Raw genomic sequence first — 17681 nt, forward strand, 5'->3', positions numbered from 1 at the left:
CCCCCCCCCCGCCATGGCGGAGGCGCTGCCGGACGCGTGCGGCGTCGTCGAATGCCGGGTCGTCGAAGCCACCGCCGGGACCCGGCTCGCCCCCGGACTCGCCGGCGCCGGGCTGGTCGTGCCGTCGGTGCCCGGTGAGCTCCTCGCTCCGCTGGCCGCGCTGTGCGAGTGGCTGGAGATCCCGTATGCCGGCGCCTCACCCCGCGCGTCAACCCTCGCTGCCGACGCCGAGTTGGCTGCTCTCGCACTGGATCGCGCCGGCCTGGATGTCGTCCCTGGTCTCGCTGTCGACGCGGCCGGGGCCGCCGGCCTGGACTATCTCGACCCGGTGCGTATCCGCCCGGCCGGACGCCCCGGTCCCTTCGGGCGCAGCATCGCCACCACACGTGCGAGCCTGCGCGACGGCCTCCATCTCGCCCTCGCCCTCGACGAACGGGCCTATGTCGAGGAGATCCCCCAAGGGATGGCCGTCATGGTGCCCGTCCTCGACGACGGCACCGGCAACCTGCTGACCGGAGCGGTCCACGAGATCGCGCCCGGCACCCTCTTCGCCGCCGATCGGCCGGCTGCCCCCGGCGACGATTGGCACGATGCCCACTTGAGTCCCACGGATGGCGCGTCGGTGCGACGAGCCGCGCGGGCGGCATACCGGGCACTCGGGATGCGCGGGGTGGTCAGCGTCGAGATCATCCTCGACGGCCGACGCGCGCTCATCGGCGCGATCGACCCCGCCCCCGCACAACGCCCACACGGGCTGACGGCCCGGCAGTTCGCGGCGAGCGGCACGGCATACCCGCAACTCGTCGCGGCCGTCGCCCACGCTGCCCGCGGCTGAGGCGGGTCACCCGGCCACGCCTCATACTGAAAGACAATCATGACTGTGACCACTCCCGGGGCGCGCACCCCGACGCCGGCCCCGGCGACGATCGACCGGGCCCGCATCGGTATGCCGCCGCGCTGGGTCGCGCGGGCCCTCGCCACCGCCGCCTGCCTCTACGGTCTCTTCGCCGTCGTCACCGGGCAGATGTACGACAACAGGGCGTGGGTGCTGCTCTTCGGGATCATCGGCCCGGCCGTGGCTCTTCTCGGGGCCGACCGTTCACCCGGGCTCGGGTTCGTGGTGTTCGCGGGCAGCCTCATCCTTGCGGGCTACGGGGGCGGCTGGGTGTCGCAGGTCGCGATCCCGATCGGCGTCATCCTGCTCTTCGCGTGCACCGCCTTCGGCTCGCGAACCACGGTGGTGCTCACCGGTATTGCCATGGCCCTCGTGCCGGTGGTCGGGTTTGTCCTCTGGGCGCTCGGCAACTACGGCATCTCGTCGATCGACGCCTTCCTCCGCCAGCTGTCGTGGGCCCAGGTGCCCTCCGTCATCGCGCGCGCCTTCCGGAACTTCCCCGGCTGGGCAGCCCTCGTCTACCTCGTGATCGTCGTGCTGCCGTGGGGAGCCGGGCTGGCCTGGCGTTCGGTGGCCGGCTCGCGTCGTGCTGCCGTCGCCGCCGTCGAGGAGCGCGACCAAGCGAACCGGGAGACGGCCTACGCCCAGGAGATCGCGCACCTGCGGGCCGGGCAGACCCAGCTTGCGCGCGACGTCCACGACGTCGTCGGACACAGCCTCGCCGTCATCCTCGCCCAGGCCCAGTCGGCGCAGTACCTCGGCGACGACGAAGTCGACAAGATGCGCGAAACCCTTGGGCACGTAGCCGATTCGGCTCGCCGCTCGCTCGGGGACGTGCGAGGTGTCTTGTCCGGCACCCGCGAGGCCACCAGCGCCGCGAGCGCAGGTCTCGACTCCCTCATCGCCGGAGTGCGCAACGCGGGCAACGAGGTCGTCGAACGCGTCGACGGGACTCCCCGGCCGCTGCCTCCGGAGCTGGAGCAGGTCGCCTACCGGGTCGTGCAGGAGATGCTCACCAATGCGCTCAAGCACGGCCGGGAGGGAGGCCCGGTTTGGGTGCGTCAGGTCTGGCCCGCGCAGCCGGAGGGGCATCTGCTGCTCGAGGTGCACAACCTCATGGACACCGGCCGGACGGCATCGGGCCACGGCATCGGGCTGGGATCGATGCGGGACCGGCTCGCCTCGGTGGGCGGCAGCCTGCACGTGGAGACCGAGGACACCGTCAGCGGGCCGATGTATGCCGCCCGCGCCGACTTGCCGTTGCGCGCCGCCGAGATCGCCGAAGAAGGGTGAACGTGAACGATATTCGAGTTCTCCTCGTCGACGACCAGGAGCTCTTTCGCGCCGGAATCGCCCGCATCCTCGAGGCCCAGGAGGGCATCACGGTCGCCGGGGAGGCCGGGGACGGCGCGGAGGCGGTGGCCCGGGTCGACGAGATCGGGCCGGACGTGGTGCTCATGGACATCCGTATGCCGGTCATGGACGGCGTCGAGGCCACCCGGCAGATCTTTGCTCCTGCGCGAGTTGCCAAGCGGGAGAAGCCGGTTCGAGTCGTCGTCCTGACGACGTTCAACCTCGACGATCGGGCGGCGACGGCGATCCGCTACGGCGCCAGTGGGTTTCTCCTCAAGGACGCGACGCCGGTGATGCTGCGCGAGGCCATCCACACGGTGTATGCCGGCAACGCCGTCCTCGCCCCGTCCGATCTGAGTACCTTGCTGGACGGGCAGTTCCGGGCGCGCAAGCCATTGCCGGCCGGCTTCCACTCACTGACGGAAAAGGAGCGCGAGGTGCTGGCTTTCGTGGCTCGCGGCCTGTCAAACGCCGAGATCGCCGCCGCGATGTTCGCCAGCGAATCGACCATCAAGACCCATCTCGGCGCAGTCCTGCGCAAGCTCGGACTGCGCGACCGGGTCCAGGTTGTCGTTTTCGCCCACGAGCACGGGCTGAGCGAGTGAACTGGGCGGCACCCTGCGCCGTCGCGCCCGCGCTGGTTTGGTAAGTTCCCCGCCGTGGGAAGACTGCGGCAGGCCGCGCATGCGGCCGGACAGCTGACGAAGAGTGGGCTACGACGTCCCGACTCGCCGACTACGCCCGCTCCGCCGATCGCGCGCCGGTCGGCCGCCGAGGCGGCGGCGGCCGGGCCCGCCCAGACCCACGACGTGGCGAGCGCGCTCGCCGATGCCATGCGCATCGACGGCGCTCTCGCAGTGGCATTGGCAGACAGCCGCTCCGGTGAGGTGCTCGCGGCCGATGGCGATGTCGACGGTATGCAGTTGGCCACCGCCGTCGCCGGCAATGCCCGGGTGGTGCGGGCCAAGCTCGACACATTGCACGACCTCGGGATGGACGAGCGGATCGAGGACATCCTCATCACCCTCGACTCGCAGTACCACATCATCCGAACCTTCGCGGAGCGCGACGGCCTGTTCCTCTACCTCGTGCTCGACAAGCCGCTCGCCAACCTGGCGATGGCCCGGTTCAAGGTGGCCACCTTGGAACGGGATCTCGAACTTTGACCGGAAGTCCGGGTCAGCTCATGGACGAGGGCAGCACGCCTGCGGACTCGTCTGAGAACGGCCGGGTGGGCGTCGCTCGCGATCGGCTCCACGCGGCGCGCACCGAGACTCTCGAACGCCTCACGGGGCTGCTCGGCGAGATCGCCGGGATCGTCGCCGCGTCGGAGGGCTCGAACGCCGACGACGAGCACGACCCGGAGGGCGCGACGATCGCCTACGACCGCGCCCAAACCGACGCCCTCGCTCAGCAGGCGCGGCACCAGCTGGCCGAGATCGATGCCGCCCTGGCCCGCGTGGAAAACGGCACCTACGGCCGGTGCACCGTCTGCGGTGAACGGATCCCCGAGGCGCGCCTGGAGGCTCGGCCCACGGCAACCACGCACGTCGAACACGCTGCGCCGCAACGCTGATCCTGCCCGCCCGGCATCACCTCCCGCTGGGTGCTAGGCGGTGCGGCGCTCCGGCGCGGCCACTCGGCGCACCAGGTCGGGGGTGACCAGGAGGACTTCGGTGAGCAACTCGCCGAAGAGGGTCTCGGCATACGTCCGCCAGGCCCGATCCGCAGCCGTCAGGAAGGGCAAGCCGGGACGCACCCGCGCGAGCACGACCCGGCCGTCGGCGGCACCGACCATCGCGGCGAAGGTGACCAGGCCCGCCGGCAGCGCGTCCTGCAGCACCTCGTCGCCGACGTCGTCGATCATGATCGGCTGGACCACCCCGCCTTCGTCGTCGAGCCACAGGATCGCCAGCGCGGGCACGCCCCGCAGCTGCGGCGGCACCATCTGATCGATGAGGCGCGCCGCGTCGGTGTCCTCACCAGGGCGTTGGCGCGCGTGCAGGGGGCTCGGGATTTCTTCTCGTTCGCTCATGCTCACCAAGCCTGACAGCAGTGCTCGCCGGCCGGGCTGAGTTATCCACACCCACCCTGCTGGCCTCCTCCGGGCCGGAGTAGATTGGGATGTAGCCGAGGTCAACGTTGCCTGCGGCGACCGCCTGGCTGTGCGACGGTGACCCGGTCCTTCGGACAGGAGCGTGCCATGAAGGCACTGGTTTTCCATGGTCCTGGCGAGCGGGCGTGGGAGGAGGTCGCAGATCCTGCCATCGTCGAGCCCACCGACGCATTGGTGCGGATCGACACGACCACGATCTGCGGAACCGACCTGCACATCCTCAAGGGTGACGTTCCAGCGGTGACCCCTGGCCGCGTCCTCGGCCACGAGGGCGTGGGCACAGTCCTCGAGACCGGCACCGGATGCACGAGGGTCCGGGCCGGACAGCGGGTGATCGTGTCGTGCATCTGCAAGTGCGGCACGTGCGGCTACTGCAAGCAGGGTATGCCGTCGCACTGCCAGACGCTCGGCGGGATCGGCTGGGTCTTCGGTCACCTGATCGACGGCACGCAGGCAGAGTACGTGCGAGTTCCCTTCGCGGACAACGGTTTAGTACCCGTGCCTCCGGGCGTGAGCGACGAGCAGGCCGTCATGCTGTCCGACATCCTGCCGACGGGTTATGAGATCGGGGTGCAGTACGGCGCGGTCGGCGCGGGCGATGTCGTCGCCGTCGTCGGTGCCGGCCCGGTCGGCCTCGCGGCCGTCATGACTGCTCGCCCGTTGGGGGCATCGCGGATCATCGCCGTCGACGGTGATCCCTTCCGGCTGGAGGCGGCGTGCGCGTTCGGCGCCACCGATGTCATCGACATCGGCGCAGTGGACGATGTCGCGGCGGCGCTGCGGAGATGAGCCCCGACGGCCTCGGTGTCGACGTCGCGATCGAAGCCGTCGGCGTCCCCGCTACCTTCACCACCTGCCTCGACGCCATCCGTCCCGGCGGCGTGGTGGCCAATGTCGGCGTGCACGGCAAGCCGGTGGAGTTCCCGATCCAGCGGGCCTGGATCGACAACATCACCATTCGGACCGGCCTGGTGAACGCGACCACGACCAAGGACCTCCTGGGCCTGATCGCGGCCCACGAGATCGCCCCGGAACGCTTCGCCACCCACCACTTCAAGCTGGCCCAGATCATGGACGCCTACGACGTCTTCGCCGCCGCCGCCGACCACCACGCCCTCAAGGTCGTCCTGACGGCTTAGCGACAGCCGAGGAGCCCCCCGCCGTGCCCTTGTCATGGGGGTGACGGCGCAGACCAAGCCAAACCCGAGACGAACACACCGCGACTTGTCGACGATGCACCGAGCGGGAGACGCGAGGAACGAGCGGATCCCGCGAGGTGAGGAGGAGAGAAGTCAGGAAGATATCTGCATGACGACGGCCTTGGGCTCGGTGAAGAACTCACGGCTGAAGTTGCCGCCTTCACGGCCGACGCCGGAGTCGCCGACGCCGCCGAACGGGGTGCGCAGGTCGCGGATGAAGAAGCAGTTGACCCACACCGTGCCGGCCCGCAGCTTCGAGGCGACACGGTGCGCACGGGAGAGGTTCTCCGTGAACAGCATGGCGTTGAGTCCGTAGCGGGTGTCGTTGGCGAGGTGGACGGCTTCCTCTTCGGTCTCGAAGCGGTTGACGACACAGACCGGGCCGAAGATCTCCTCGCAATAGGGGGCGGCGTCCAGCGCGAGGCCGTCGATGATCGTCGGCTTCACGACCCAGGACCCGTCCTCGGCGATGCCGCCGGTGTGGAAGGTGCCGCCCAGGTCGCGCGCACCCTCGACATAGGAGACGACCTTGTCGAAGTGCCGCTTGCTGGCGAGGGAGGAGAACTTCGTCGCCGGGTCGAAGGGGTCGCCGATCGTCAGGGCTTCGGCTGCGTCGACGAACCGCTTCATGAACTCGTCGTAGATGGCGTCCTGGACGAAGAGCCGGGAGCCCGCCAGGCAGATCTGGCCGGCGTTGCGGAAGATCGCCTCGACGGCCCAGTAGACCGCATTGTCCATGTCGGCATCGGCGAAGACGATATTGGCACCCTTGCCGCCGAGCTCCAACGAGACTGGCGCCAGATGCGTTGCGGCCGAAGCCATCACGGCCTTGCCCGTGGTGCTGGAGCCGGTGAAGGTGACCCGGTCGACGCGGTCGTCGCCGGTGATGGTGGAGCCGGCCGGGTGCCCGTAGCCGTTGAGGACGTTCAGGACGCCAGGCGGGAAGCCGGCCTCGGCGGCGAGCCCGCCGAGATAGGTGACCGACGCGGGAGTGTCCTCCGACGGTTTGATGATGCACGTGTTGCCCCAGGCGATGGCGGGCGCGATCTTCCAGCTGGCCATCATGAGGGGGAAGTTCCAGGGCGAGATGGCCGCGACGACGCCAGCCGGCCCGAACTCGCTGTAGCTGTGGTGGCCGCTGTCCATCGGGTAAACCTCGCCGACGCTGTCGCGCTGGTGGTCGGCGAAGAACCGAAAGTTCCAGACCGAGCGGGCCACGTCGTGCTTGGCCTGCTCGAAAGGCTTGGCCATATTGGTCGAGTCCAAGGTGGCGATCTCGTCGGCGCGGGCCTCCATGAGGTCCGCCAGTTTGTGGATCATCTTGGCCCGCTCGACCCGGCCCATCCGGGGCCACGGCCCCTCGTCAAAGGCCTTGCGCGCGCTGGTGATCGCGCGATCGGCGTCCTTCTCACCGCCCTCAGCGGCCTGTGCCCAGACCTCCCGCTTCCACGGGTTCCAGACATCGAAGCGCGTGCCGTCGATCGACTCGACTTCCTCGTTGTCGACGATGTGTCCGAAGAACTCCAGATCAGCCATGCCCCTACTCTCCTCTGCCCCCGCCCCGTTCCGAAGCACCCGTTTCCCCATGCGGAACGGTGCACGCCGAGCGCCCTGTCAATAGTCGAAAGCGCACGACGCGCCGTAATGCTTTTTCATTACGGCGCGTCGTGCACGCTCGACGAGGTTCAGGGCCGCGCGGCGCGGCGTTCGGCGATGGTGACGTCGCCGGCGGCCCAATGGGTCGGGGGCACCTCGCGGAGCACGACCCGGATCGACTCCCGGGGAGCGCCGACGGCCTCGACGGCCGCGTCGGTGAGCTTGGTGATCAGGGTCCGCAGCTGCTCCGGGCTGCGCCCCTCGGCCAGGGTGACGTCGATGAACGGCATACCGCTAGCCTGCCTCGCCACCGTTGAGGAACACCGACCCGAGGTTGGTGAAGTGGCACGCGATCGACGAGCCCGGCGGCGCGAAGACCGCGTCGGTCATGCCGCCGGTGAGGACGATCCAGCCGGCCTCGATGGCGTGGCCGCGGCTGGCCAGGTCGTTGGCCGCCAGCGCGAGCGCCTCGCCCGGGTGTCCCTGGACGGCGGCCCCGGTGGCGGAGTCGACGATCTCTCCGCCGACCTCGACGAGGACGCCTTCGAGGGCGAGGTCGAGTTCGCTCGGCGACAGCCCGACCGGGCCGGTGACGAAGGCGCCCGACGACGCGTTGTCGGCCGCGACGTCGCCGGCCGTGAACCGGAAGTCCTTGTAGCGGCTGTCGATGACTTCCGCTCCGCCCCAGACGGATTCGACCGCGGCCATGGCCTGTGCGTTGGTGACGCCGGGGCCTTCGAGCCGGTCGCCCATGATGAAGACGATTTCCGGCTCGATACGCGGGTGGATCAGCTTGTCCTGCGGCACCGGGTCACCCGTGGGCAGGATCATCGCGTCGGTGAGCCACGCCACGAAGGGGAAGTGCACCCCCATCCGTTGCTGCTTGGCGCGACTGGTCAGGCCGAGCTTGACGCCGATGAGCTTCTCGCCGCGATCCAGTCGCTTCTGCAGGTTGAGGTCCTGGATCTCATAGCCGGTCGCGAGGTCGAGTTCGGGCCATTCGTCGGTGAAGGGGGGCCGTTCGATGCGCTCGTCCTCGCATCGGAGCAGTTCTGCCGCAATGGATTCGACGGTCCATCCGCCCTCGGGAGCCGTGCCGTATGCCGGAGCGTCGGTGGTCGTGTCCGTCATGTCAGCGCACCCCTGCCGCAGCCAGGTCGCCGAGCGCCATGCGCTCCTTCTCCTGCTGCAGTTCGAGGGCGATGTCGATGATCATGTCCTCCTGGCCGCCGACGTAGCCGTACTCGCCGACCTTCTGCAGGATCGCGTGCGCGGGCACGTCGTAGCGTGCTGCGGCCCGCTCGGCGTGCAGCAGGAAGCTGGAGTAGACGCCGGCATACCCCTGGGTGATCGAGGCTCGGTCCATCCACGGCAGCCGCGGAATGAACGGCCGCACAACGTCTTCCGCGGCCGAGAGCACCTCACCGAGGTCGACACCGGTCTTGATGCCCATCCGCTCGAAGGTCGCGGCGAGGACCTCGGTCGGGCTGTTGCCCGCGCCGGCTCCGAGGGCGCACAGGGCGCCGTCGATCTGCTTGGCGCCGGCCTGATAGGCCAGCACGGAGTTGGCGATGCCGAGGCTGAGGTTCTGGTGGCCGTGGAAGCCGACCTGGGCACCATCCGGGCCGATCTCGTCGATCACGGCCTGGACCCGCTCCTGGGCGTCGGAGAGCACCAGAGCCCCGGCGGAGTCGACGACATAGACGCACTGGGCGCCGGCGTCGACCATGATCCGGGCCTGCTCGGCGAGCTTGGCCGGGCTCGCCTTGTGCGAGAGCATGAGGAAGCCGACGGTCTCCATGCCGAGCTTGCGGGCCTCGCCGAAGTGCTGGATCGAGACGTCGGCCTCGGTGCAGTGGGTGGCGATGCGGGCGACCGAGGCACCCATCTCGTGGGCCTTCTTCAGGTGGTGCACGGTGCCGAGCCCGGGGAGCATGAGGATGGCGATCTTGGCCTGCGTGGCCTCTTCGACGGCGGCCTTGATGAGGTCGAATTCGTCGACCTTGGAGAAGCCGTAGTTGAAACTGCTGCCGCCGAGGCCGTCGCCGTGGCTGACCTCGATCACCTGGACCCCGGCCCGGTCGAGGGCGCTGACGACGCCGCGCACCTGCTCCTCGGTGTACTGGTGGGCCATGGCGTGCGAGCCGTCGCGCAGCGTGGAGTCGGTGATGCGCAGATCGGTCTCCCCGCCAGCCTTGGGGAGGTTCTCCAGGACCTCACTCTCGGTGACAATGTGGTCGACCTTCGGGGCATCCTCGGGACGGATTGTCATGTCGCCCATGGTGTTCAGACTCCTGCCTTCTCGGTCTCGACGATGGCGTCGGGGGCGTCCCCGAGATCGGCCGAGGACTTCCACGACGTTTCGACGCCCAGTCGGTGGGCGACCATGATGTCGCCGACGCGGGCTGCGGCGGCGGTGATGATGTCGAGGTTGCCGGCGTAGTCGGGCAGATAATCGCCGCGGCCCTTGACCTCGATGGGGACGAAGACTCGGGCCATGCCTTGCCAGGTCTCGCGCGCGTGGTCGAACTGCGGTTCGGCCCTCAGGTGATAGCCGGGGACGTAGTCCTGCACGGTGCGGACCATCGCGTGGATGGACTCGAGGATCTTGTCCTGGAGCTCACCGGGCTCGCCCGCTTCTTCGGGGATGGCGCAGAACACGGAGTTGCGCATCATCAGCGGCGGTTCGACGGGGTTGAGGATGATGATCGCCTTGCCGCGCTCCGCGCCGCCGACGACTTCCAGGGCGGCGGAGGTGGTTTCGGTGAACTCGTCGATATTGGCCCGAGTGCCCGGCCCGGCCGACAAGCTCGAGATCGACGCGACGATCTCGGCATACGGCACGGGGACGACGGAGCTGACAGCCTTGACCATCGGGGTCGTGGCTTGCCCGCCGCAGGTGATCATGTTGACGTTCATCGCGTCGAGGTTGAACTCGAGGTTGACCGGCGGGCAGAGGTAAGGTCCGACGGCTGCGGGGGTGAGGTCGACGGCGAGGATGCCGGCCTCGGCATAGCGTGGCGCGTTGGCCTCGTGCGCCTTGGCCGACGTGCACTCGAAGACGATGTCGGGCAGCTCCTCCTGCGCGAGCAGCCAGTCGACGCCCTCGGCGCTGGCTTCCAGCCCAACGGATTTCGCGCGACGCAGCCCGTCGCTCTGGGGGTCAACGCCGATCATGTAGCGCGGTTCGATGATGTCGCTGCGGCGCATCAGCTTGAACATCAGGTCGGTGCCGATATTGCCCGGCCCGACGATGGCGGCAGTGCCTTTGGTACGCACGTGAATCTCCTAGTTATGAAAACCGAGCAGTGACGGAGCCGAGGCCGGCGAAGGTCGCCGTGACCGTGTCACCGGCGGCGACAGGGACCATGGCGCAGACCGCGCCGGGCAGGATGACGTGGCCCGCGTCGAGGACGACTCCGCGTGCCCCGACCGTATTGGCAAGCCAGACAAGGGAATTGATGGGCGAGCCGAGGACTGCTCCGCCGGCGCCCGTGCCGGCGACCTGGCCGTTCTTGTGCATGACGGCACCCATCAGGCGCAGGTCGACGTCGGCAAGCGGCGTCGGCGTCGAGCCGAGGACGACCGCGGCGGAGGAGGCGTTGTCGGCGATGGTGTCGAAGAGACCGATCTTCCAGTTCTCGATGCGGGAGTCGACGATCTCCAGTGCGGGCAACACATAGTCGACGGCCGAGATTGCCTCCGAGACAGTGACTCCCGGCCCCTGCAGCGGCTTCTTGAGCACGAAAGCGACCTCGGGCTCGATGCGTGCCTGGAGGAAGCGTGAACTCGGGATAGGCGTGTGCTCGAGATAGAAGAAGTCGTCGAGCAGGTGCCCGTAGTCGGGCTCGCTCACCCCGAGCAGTTTCTGCATGGCGGCCGAGGTCAGCCCCACCTTGTGCCCCTTGATCGTGCGGCCGCGCTCCAGGAGGGCCGAGATCTGCAGCTGCTGCACGGCGTACGCATCGTCGAGGGCCATGCCCTCGTAGGTCGCGGTGAGCGGTGGGATGGGACCGCCGTCGTATGCCGCGAGCAGGCGCTCGGCGGCGTGGGCGCGGGTGTTGTCGTCCACGCTTCTCCTTTCGCCGGAGACGGATGTCTCCAGTTGTGACGCTATGAGTGCAGGACAGGGGGCAGGGTGCTCGTTCCGCCTGCGGGAACGAGCCGCTTCGGTGCTGGCGACGAGTAGGGTGTCTTCGTCGTGTCCCCGCGAAGGAGCAGAGCGGAGAACGTCAGCGCTGCCTTATCCCGAGTAGGACTTGGCGATGCGATTGGCGGCGGCGGTGAGGAAGGGCACGAGCTTGTCGATCCGGGGGGTGACCGCCTCCGTCGGGCCGAACGCGGACAAGGACCCGACCGCCTGCTTGCCCCGCATGATCGGGACAGCCACCGAGGAGGCGCCGTCGAACGACTCGCTGGTGGACGCGGCATACCCGTCCTTGCGAGCCTGCTCGATGACGCGGATCCAGTCCCGCTCCGAGCGGACGGTGCCGCGCGCTCGTGGCGGGAAGCCGGCGGCCAGCCGGGCGGCGTTCGCGCGATCGTTGAAGGCCGCGATGATCTTGCCCGACGAGGTGCAGTGTGCCGGCAGGCGCCGCCCGGCATGGCCGAGGATCCGCACGCCGTCGGTGTTCTCCAGCCGCTCGACGAAGACAACGTCGGCGCCGTCCGGCACCGCTAGGTTGACGGTCAGGCCCGTCGACTGGGCGACCTGCCGCATGATCGGCAGCGCGACATACCGAAGTTGGTTGCGCTGCAACGCCAGTTGGCCCAGCTCGTAGATGTGGATGCCGAGGCGGTACTGCCCGGTCTCCACGTCCTGCTCGACAAACCCGCGGCTGACGAGAGTCGAGAGCAAGCGGTGCGCGGTGGACTTGGCGCAGCCGAGGCGACGGGCGATGTCCGACACACCCAGCTCGCCGTCGGTGGCGAAGCATTCGAGGACGTCGAGCGCCGAGCCGACCGACTTCAGACTCGCCGCGGCGGAGTCGGTGGGACGGATCCGCTTGGGCGTCGTCAGAACCCAGGCACTGTCATCGGTCAGCGTGCTCACCGCCATCCCTCCTCGTCGAGTCGATGGGATGACAATCCCGGCAAACTCCGATTGAATCAAGGGATGCGTTCCACTGACCGGAACACCGCTCGCGACGCCCGCGAGTTGGGGAACCGGACCGTGCTGCACCGCATACTCGCCGTGCTCGGCGCCTTCGACACGAGCACCACCCGGCTCGGGCTGGCGGAGTTGTGCCGGCGCGCCGGGCTGCCCAAGACGACGGTGCACCGGATCGCGGGCGAGTTGGTGGAGGAGCGGCTGCTGGTGCGTGACGAGCAGGGACTGTATGCGCTGGGCATGCGGCTTTTCGAGATCGGTGAACTCGTCCCGGTGCACCGGACGCTGTCGTCGGTCGCCCTGCCGATCATGGAGGACCTGCGCGAGGCCACCCGCAAACGCGTGCATCTGGCCGTGCTCGACGGGATCGACGTGGTCTACGTCGAGATCCTCGGGGCCACGTCGATCGACGTCGGCTCGCGACCGGGCGGCCGGATCCCGGCTCACGCCACCGGGGTGGGGAAAGTCATCCTCGCGTACTCCCCCACGGCGACGATCCAGGCGCGCCTCGAAGCCGGCCTGCCCGCCCTGACCCCGCGAACCATCACCACCAAGGACGCGCTCGTCGCCGACCTGCGCAAGATCCGCAGCATCGGCATGTCCCTCGACCTCGAGGAATCCCACCTCGGCGTCTCCTGCGTCGCGGCTCCGGTCTTCGGCTTCAACAAGCGCATCCGCGCCGGGTTGTCGATCACCGGCCCGATCGGCTCGATGGACCCCGGACTCCTCGGCCCGGCCGTCCGCACCGCCGCCTTCACGCTGTCCCGGGCGCTTCGGGACGCCGGTCTCTAGGCCCCGAACTGGTCACGCCGCGACGTGCCCTCCGCCGGCGGGACACGGCCCCGGCGCGCGGCCGGTGCCTCGGCCCGTATGGTTTTCCCTCATGGGTGGACGGCACGCACGACGCAGCCCGGTCCCTGCGTATGCCGCGGCCGCGGCGCTCGCGGTCGGGCTGACGGCGACCGTCGGCATCCTCGCGATGCGGGATGACGAATCACCGGCATCCGCGTCGGGAACGAATTCGACGCAGTCGCGCAGCGCCACCGGCTCGGCGACAACCCCGGCGAACACGACCGGCGGTGCCGAGTGCGCCCCCGACGCCGCCCCGTTGCACGTGCTCGTCGCGCCCGAACTCGACGCGGTCACGCAGGCGGCGGCCGAGCGCGTAACCGCGTCCGACCCGTGCCGGACCTACACCGTCGACACCGCCGCAGACCGAGAGGGAGTGACGGCTGCGCAGGCCGACCAGCCCCCGCAGGTCTGGGTGCCGGACTCGGTCACCTGGCTCGACGCGTTGTCCTCGCAGGCCAGGGACCGCTACCGCGTCGACGCCGGCGTGGCGCAGTCGCCGATCGCCCTCGCCCGGCCGGCAGGCGCCGACGGCGCGGCTCCCGCCTCGTGGGCGGATGTCGTTCGGGGGTCTGAGCCGTTGAAGCTCGCCGATCCGGACCGCGACGCCGCCTCCCGCCTGGCGTTCTATACGGCCTGGGCACAACGATCCAGCCCCCTCGATCGGGAGGCCGGAAGCCGGCTGGTGCTCTTGTCCCGGTACACCAAGAACTCGACGTCGGCCTTGCTCAAGGACTACGAGACCAAACCCGACGACGCCTCCGCCTTCCCGATCTCGGAGCGGGCGGCATACGCGTTCGATCGGCAGCGGCCCAAGGAGCCACTCGTCCTTGCTTTCCCGAGGACGGGCACGCCGGTCCTCGACTATCCGTGGCTCAGCCTGAAGCAGTTGTCGGCGGCTCAGGCCCGCGACATGGAAGCGCTGCGCGCCGAGCTCGACTCCAGCGAAAGCCGGGATGCCTTGACAGCAGCCGGTTTTCGCGTGCGGGGAGCGGACGACGCCGGCCCGAAGGTCGCGGGCCGGTCGGCCCGGCCGACGATCATCGACAACCCGGAGAGCGCCACGCGGGAGGAGGCAACGGCTCAGTGGGACCTGTTGCGGACGGACATGCGCATGCTCGCGGTGATCGACGTTTCCGGATCGATGGCGTGGGACAGCGGCACCCCTGGACAGAGCCGTATGGATGTCCTCCTCGGCTCGGCCGGCCGGGCTCTGGGCACTCTTGCCGCTGGCAGCGAGATCGGCGCCTGGGTCTTCTCGACCGCGCAGGACGGGCCGAAGCAGGACTGGCGTCAACTCGTCACCATCCGGCGCCTCGACGCCAAGGTCAACGGCCATACCCAGCGCGACGAACTGCGCCGCCAGCTGGCACGGATCCCGAGCCGCATCCAGGGAGACACCGGGCTCTACGACACGACTCTGGCCGCGTTCTTGAGAATGCGCGATTCTTACGACGGCAACTTCGTCAACTCGGTCGTGCTGATGACCGACGGCGTCAATGACGACACCACAGGCGGGCTCGGCCTCCGAACGTTGCTGAGCCGGCTGAAGGACGAATTCGACCCGGACCGCCCGGTGCGCGTGGTCACGATCGGCATGGGCGAGGCCGATGCCTCCGCGCTGAAGCAGATCTCGGCGGCCACGGGCGGCACCTCCTATATCGCCAACCGGGCGGAGGACATCGACCGGGTCCTGGTGCAGGCGCTCCTGGCCCGCCCGCTGCCGGTCGCGAAGTAGGCCGGACGCGGGTCAGGCGTCGACCGACTCGTCGACGGCCGTCACGCTGCCCTGCTCCACCGCCCCGCCGTCCTTCTTCAACGACCAGCCCGTCAACAGGCCGACCATGAAGACGCCGATGGCGAGTGCGCCGATGCCGAAGATCGTGTCGCCCGGCACCCGCAGCCACACCAGGAGGGTCATGGTGTCGCCGGAGAGGAACTCGCTGCTGCGGGCGTACCACAAGCCCTCGTTGATGCTCGCCCAGGCCTGACCCAGCCCGACCGGGAGCAGGGACATGAACGCCATGAGGAAGAGGCCGATGTTCATGCACCAGAAGCCGATCGCGATGGGCTTGTCGTTCCACTCCCGGCCCGGCATCAGGCTGCGGACGCAGAAGAGCATCAGCCCGATCCCGAGCATTCCGTAGACGCCGAAGAGCGCCGTATGCCCGTGCAGCGGAGTGAGATTCAGTCCCTGGACATAGAACAAGGAGATCGGCGGGTTGATGAGGAAGCCGAAGACGCCGGCTCCCAGCATGTTCCAGAAGGCGACCGAGACGAAGAAGTAGATCGCCCACTTGTAGCCCGCGACCCACTTGCGGACCTTGAGCAGCCGCAAGTGCCGGAAGGCCTCGAAACCCATCAGCGAGAGCGGCACCACCTCGAGTGCGGAGAAGCTCGCGCCGAGAGCGATGACCGGGGTCGGCGAGCCGGTGAAGTAGAGGTGGTGAGCCGTGCCGATGATGCCGCCGGCGAGGAAGATCACCGTCGAGGCCAGGGTGGCGCTCGTCGCCGTGCGCGGGCGGATGAGACCCAGCCGCGAGAAGAGGAAGGCCATGACCACCGTCGCGAAGACCTCGAAGAAGCCCTCCACCCAGAGGTGCACGACCCACCAACGCCAGTACTCGGCGATGGACAGGTGGGTCTCGTGCCCGATCCCGAAGGCGGCGCCGTAGAAACCGGCGATCGCCAGGCAGGAGACGAGCAGCATCGCGACGAGCGAGCGCTGCGATCCCGCGGCGAGCGGTGCGTCCGAGGTGGCCATGAGTTTGTTGATCTCGCTCGAGCGCTTCAGCGCCGGGGATGCGGCGCGCCACATGAGGAAGAGCCAGAGGAACAGGCCGATGGTCAGCCCTATTTGCCAGATCCGGCCCAGGTCGACGTACTCCATACCCTGCGTCCCGAACCAGAAGTTCGCCACGTCCCCGCGGCCGATCTTGCCCATGATCGAGGCCCACTCGCCGGCCATCGACCCGAGCACGACGACGACGAGCGCGCCGCACAGCACGTTGACGCCGAGGCGCTGGAACTTCGGTTCGCGCCCGCCGACGGCGGGGGCGACGTACAGACCCGTGGCCAGCCACGCGGTCGCGATCCAGAAGATGCCGAGCTGCGTATGCCAGGTGCGCACCACGGCATACGGCAGCACCTGGTCGATGGGTATGCCGTACAGCGCGCCGCCCTCGACTGCGTAGTGGGCGGCGATGATGCCCATGGCGATCTGGAGGACGAAGAGCAGGCCGACGATGAAGAAGTACTTCAGCGTCGCCCGCTGCGAGGGGGTGGACTGGTAGCCGAGCAGCGGGTCGTCGTGGGGCGCGGCGGCGTGTTCGTCGGCCTCGCGGTCGCGGTTGTCGTTGGCGGTGTGATACCAGACCATGCCGGCGATGCCGGCGAGCAGCAGGATGATGCTGATGATGCTCCACAGCACATTGCTCGGGGGCGGGACATTGTCGATCAGCGGCTCGTGCGGCCAGTTCTGGGTGTAGGTGATGTCGGCGTCCGGCGAGTTCGTCGACGACGCCCACGACGTCCACCAGAAGAAGGACGCCATCCGGCGCGCGTCCGCGGCGTCGGTGAGCACACCCTTGGGGATGGCGTATTCGTGGTTGCCGTCGGCGAAGAGCTTGGCGTAGTACGCGGCATTGGCGTCGAACGCCTCCTGGCGGATCGGATCCAGGGTGATCGTCTGGCTCGCGGCGTCAAAAGTGTTGGTGCGCAACAGCTCCTTCAGGCGCGCCTTGAGCGCCCCCTGCGGCTCGGGGTCGAGAGCGGCATACGTCGCGGCGCCCTCTTCACTCGCCCACCGGTCGAGGATGAACGTCGCCTCGCGATGCAGCCAGTCGGCGGTCCAGTCGGGCGCGACGTAGGCGCCGTGGCCCCACACCGAGCCGATCTCCTGTCCACCGAGGGACTGCCAGATCTTCTGCCCCTCGACGATGTCCTCGCGGGTGAGCAGCTGGCTCCCGCCCGTGACGGTCACGGCCGCGGGGATGGGCGGCTTGTGCGTGTTGATCGCCTTGCCCATCCACAGCAACACTCCGAAGGAGCCGATCAGGACGCAGGCGAGGGCGATCCACCAACGGCGGTCGTGCCGGCGGTGGTAGGCGTCCAACTCGTCGGCGTCGACGTCCGGCGTGCGAGGCGTGACCGTGCTGCTCATGAAAACCCTCCTGGCGGTGAGGCTTTTTCCACTCGACAACAGAAATAGTGCCAGGTCACGGCCTAGGTCCACAATGGCCCCATGGGCACCAAACGCCCCGCCTCCGACGCGGCGGCCGCAGCGGCCGCCGCCCAGGCGAGCGCAACGCGTCGGGCTCTGGGCGAGCCGACGCGGTTCGCGATCGTCCAGTACCTGCATACCGCCGACCGGGCCGCGCGCGTCGACGAGCTGGCGCAGGCAATGTCAGTGCACCACAACGCGATCCGCGCTCATCTCAACGTGCTCATGGAGGTCGGCATCGTCGAGCGGGAGCGGGCGGCCGGGCTCGCGCGCGGCCGGCCGGCGTGGGTGCACCGCCTGACCCCGGAGGCGAGCGCCGTATGGCGTGGCTCGGCCCCGCA

The 17681-nt window shown here is 69.0% G+C and carries 19 protein-coding genes; 10 read left to right on the forward strand and 9 right to left on the reverse strand.

Annotated features, from left to right (window positions below; genetic code table 11):
- From BN11_RS23410 to BN11_RS04030, 5 genes are all read left to right on the forward strand, one after another.
- Positions 1-835 (forward strand): ATP-grasp domain-containing protein (locus BN11_RS23410; protein ID WP_235435350.1); only part of this gene is annotated, 835 nt, incomplete at its 5' end.
- A 39-nt stretch (positions 836-874) separates the two neighbouring features.
- A complete protein-coding gene (locus tag BN11_RS04015) occupies positions 875-2188 on the forward strand; it encodes a sensor histidine kinase (protein WP_083433508.1) in 1314 nt (437 codons plus the stop codon).
- A gap of 2 nt (positions 2189-2190) precedes the next feature.
- A complete protein-coding gene (locus tag BN11_RS04020; protein ID WP_201329211.1) occupies positions 2191-2853 on the forward strand; it encodes a response regulator in 663 nt (220 codons plus the stop codon).
- Positions 2854-2907: 54 nt separating this feature from the next.
- Positions 2908-3414, forward strand: a complete 507-nt coding sequence (locus tag BN11_RS04025; RefSeq protein WP_235435351.1) for a hypothetical protein — start codon at positions 2908-2910, stop codon at positions 3412-3414.
- Positions 3415-3434: 20 nt separating this feature from the next.
- A complete protein-coding gene (locus BN11_RS04030) occupies positions 3435-3824 on the forward strand; it encodes a TraR/DksA family transcriptional regulator (protein WP_048694817.1) in 390 nt (129 codons plus the stop codon).
- 33 nt (positions 3825-3857) lie between these two features.
- On the opposite strand, the gene BN11_RS04035 is transcribed toward BN11_RS04030, so the two are convergent.
- Positions 3858-4283, reverse strand: coding sequence for a hypothetical protein (locus BN11_RS04035; protein ID WP_048694820.1), 426 nt, complete (start codon positions 4281-4283; stop codon positions 3858-3860).
- A 168-nt stretch (positions 4284-4451) separates the two neighbouring features.
- Here BN11_RS04035 and BN11_RS04040 point away from each other — a divergent pair, with 168 nt between their 5' ends.
- Both BN11_RS04040 and BN11_RS26025 read left to right on the forward strand, forming a co-directional pair.
- Positions 4452-5153, forward strand: coding sequence for an alcohol dehydrogenase catalytic domain-containing protein (locus tag BN11_RS04040; protein WP_407667963.1), 702 nt, complete (start codon positions 4452-4454; stop codon positions 5151-5153).
- Positions 5150-5503: a zinc-binding dehydrogenase gene (locus BN11_RS26025; RefSeq protein ID WP_407667965.1), complete on the forward strand. Its 354-nt coding sequence runs from the start codon at positions 5150-5152 to the stop codon at positions 5501-5503. The genes BN11_RS04040 and BN11_RS26025 overlap by 4 nt, the downstream gene beginning before the upstream one ends.
- 153 nt (positions 5504-5656) lie before the next feature.
- On the opposite strand, the gene BN11_RS04045 is transcribed toward BN11_RS26025, so the two are convergent.
- The 7 genes from BN11_RS04045 to BN11_RS04075 form a co-directional block, all read right to left on the reverse strand.
- Positions 5657-7099, reverse strand: coding sequence for an aldehyde dehydrogenase (locus tag BN11_RS04045; protein ID WP_048694823.1), 1443 nt, complete (start codon positions 7097-7099; stop codon positions 5657-5659).
- A gap of 149 nt (positions 7100-7248) precedes the next feature.
- A complete protein-coding gene (locus BN11_RS04050; RefSeq protein WP_048694827.1) occupies positions 7249-7449 on the reverse strand; it encodes a 2-hydroxymuconate tautomerase in 201 nt (66 codons plus the stop codon).
- A 4-nt stretch (positions 7450-7453) separates the two neighbouring features.
- Positions 7454-8290, reverse strand: coding sequence for a 2-keto-4-pentenoate hydratase (locus BN11_RS04055; protein WP_048694829.1), 837 nt, complete (start codon positions 8288-8290; stop codon positions 7454-7456).
- A 1-nt stretch (position 8291) separates the two neighbouring features.
- The gene (gene dmpG, locus BN11_RS04060) at positions 8292-9431 is read right to left on the reverse strand and encodes a 4-hydroxy-2-oxovalerate aldolase (RefSeq protein ID WP_235435353.1); all 1140 of its coding nucleotides are present in this window, start codon (positions 9429-9431) and stop codon (positions 8292-8294) included.
- A 14-nt stretch (positions 9432-9445) separates the two neighbouring features.
- Positions 9446-10438 carry an acetaldehyde dehydrogenase (acetylating) gene (locus BN11_RS04065; RefSeq protein WP_083433511.1) on the reverse strand — a complete coding sequence of 331 codons (993 nt, stop codon included), beginning with the start codon at positions 10436-10438 and terminating at the stop codon, positions 9446-9448.
- Positions 10439-10451: 13 nt separating this feature from the next.
- Positions 10452-11231, reverse strand: a complete 780-nt coding sequence (locus BN11_RS04070; RefSeq protein ID WP_048694832.1) for a 2-keto-4-pentenoate hydratase — start codon at positions 11229-11231, stop codon at positions 10452-10454.
- Positions 11232-11402: 171 nt separating this feature from the next.
- Positions 11403-12212, reverse strand: a complete 810-nt coding sequence (locus BN11_RS04075) for an IclR family transcriptional regulator (RefSeq protein ID WP_162213156.1) — start codon at positions 12210-12212, stop codon at positions 11403-11405.
- Between the two features lie 63 nt (positions 12213-12275).
- Here BN11_RS04075 and BN11_RS04080 point away from each other — a divergent pair, with 63 nt between their 5' ends.
- Together BN11_RS04080 and BN11_RS04085 are read left to right on the forward strand one after the other, a co-directional pair.
- Positions 12276-13061 carry an IclR family transcriptional regulator gene (locus tag BN11_RS04080; RefSeq protein WP_048694837.1) on the forward strand — a complete coding sequence of 262 codons (786 nt, stop codon included), beginning with the start codon at positions 12276-12278 and terminating at the stop codon, positions 13059-13061.
- Between the two features lie 91 nt (positions 13062-13152).
- Positions 13153-14856: a substrate-binding domain-containing protein gene (locus BN11_RS04085; RefSeq protein ID WP_048694840.1), complete on the forward strand. Its 1704-nt coding sequence runs from the start codon at positions 13153-13155 to the stop codon at positions 14854-14856.
- Between the two features lie 12 nt (positions 14857-14868).
- Here BN11_RS04085 and BN11_RS04090 read toward each other — a convergent pair whose 3' ends face one another.
- Entirely contained in the window at positions 14869-17280 is a 2412-nt protein-coding gene (locus BN11_RS04090) for a nitric-oxide reductase large subunit (protein WP_083433512.1), read from the reverse strand.
- An 81-nt stretch (positions 17281-17361) separates the two neighbouring features.
- Between BN11_RS04090 and BN11_RS04095 the strand changes: the two genes are divergently transcribed.
- Positions 17362-17681, forward strand: a 320-nt coding sequence (locus tag BN11_RS04095) for a helix-turn-helix domain-containing protein (RefSeq protein ID WP_048694843.1), incomplete at its 3' end; no start/stop codon positions are given.

Origin of the sequence: Nostocoides australiense Ben110 (assembly GCF_001050535.1) — a bacterium.
Taxonomy (GTDB): Bacteria; Actinomycetota; Actinomycetes; order Actinomycetales; family Dermatophilaceae; genus Nostocoides_A; species Nostocoides_A australiense.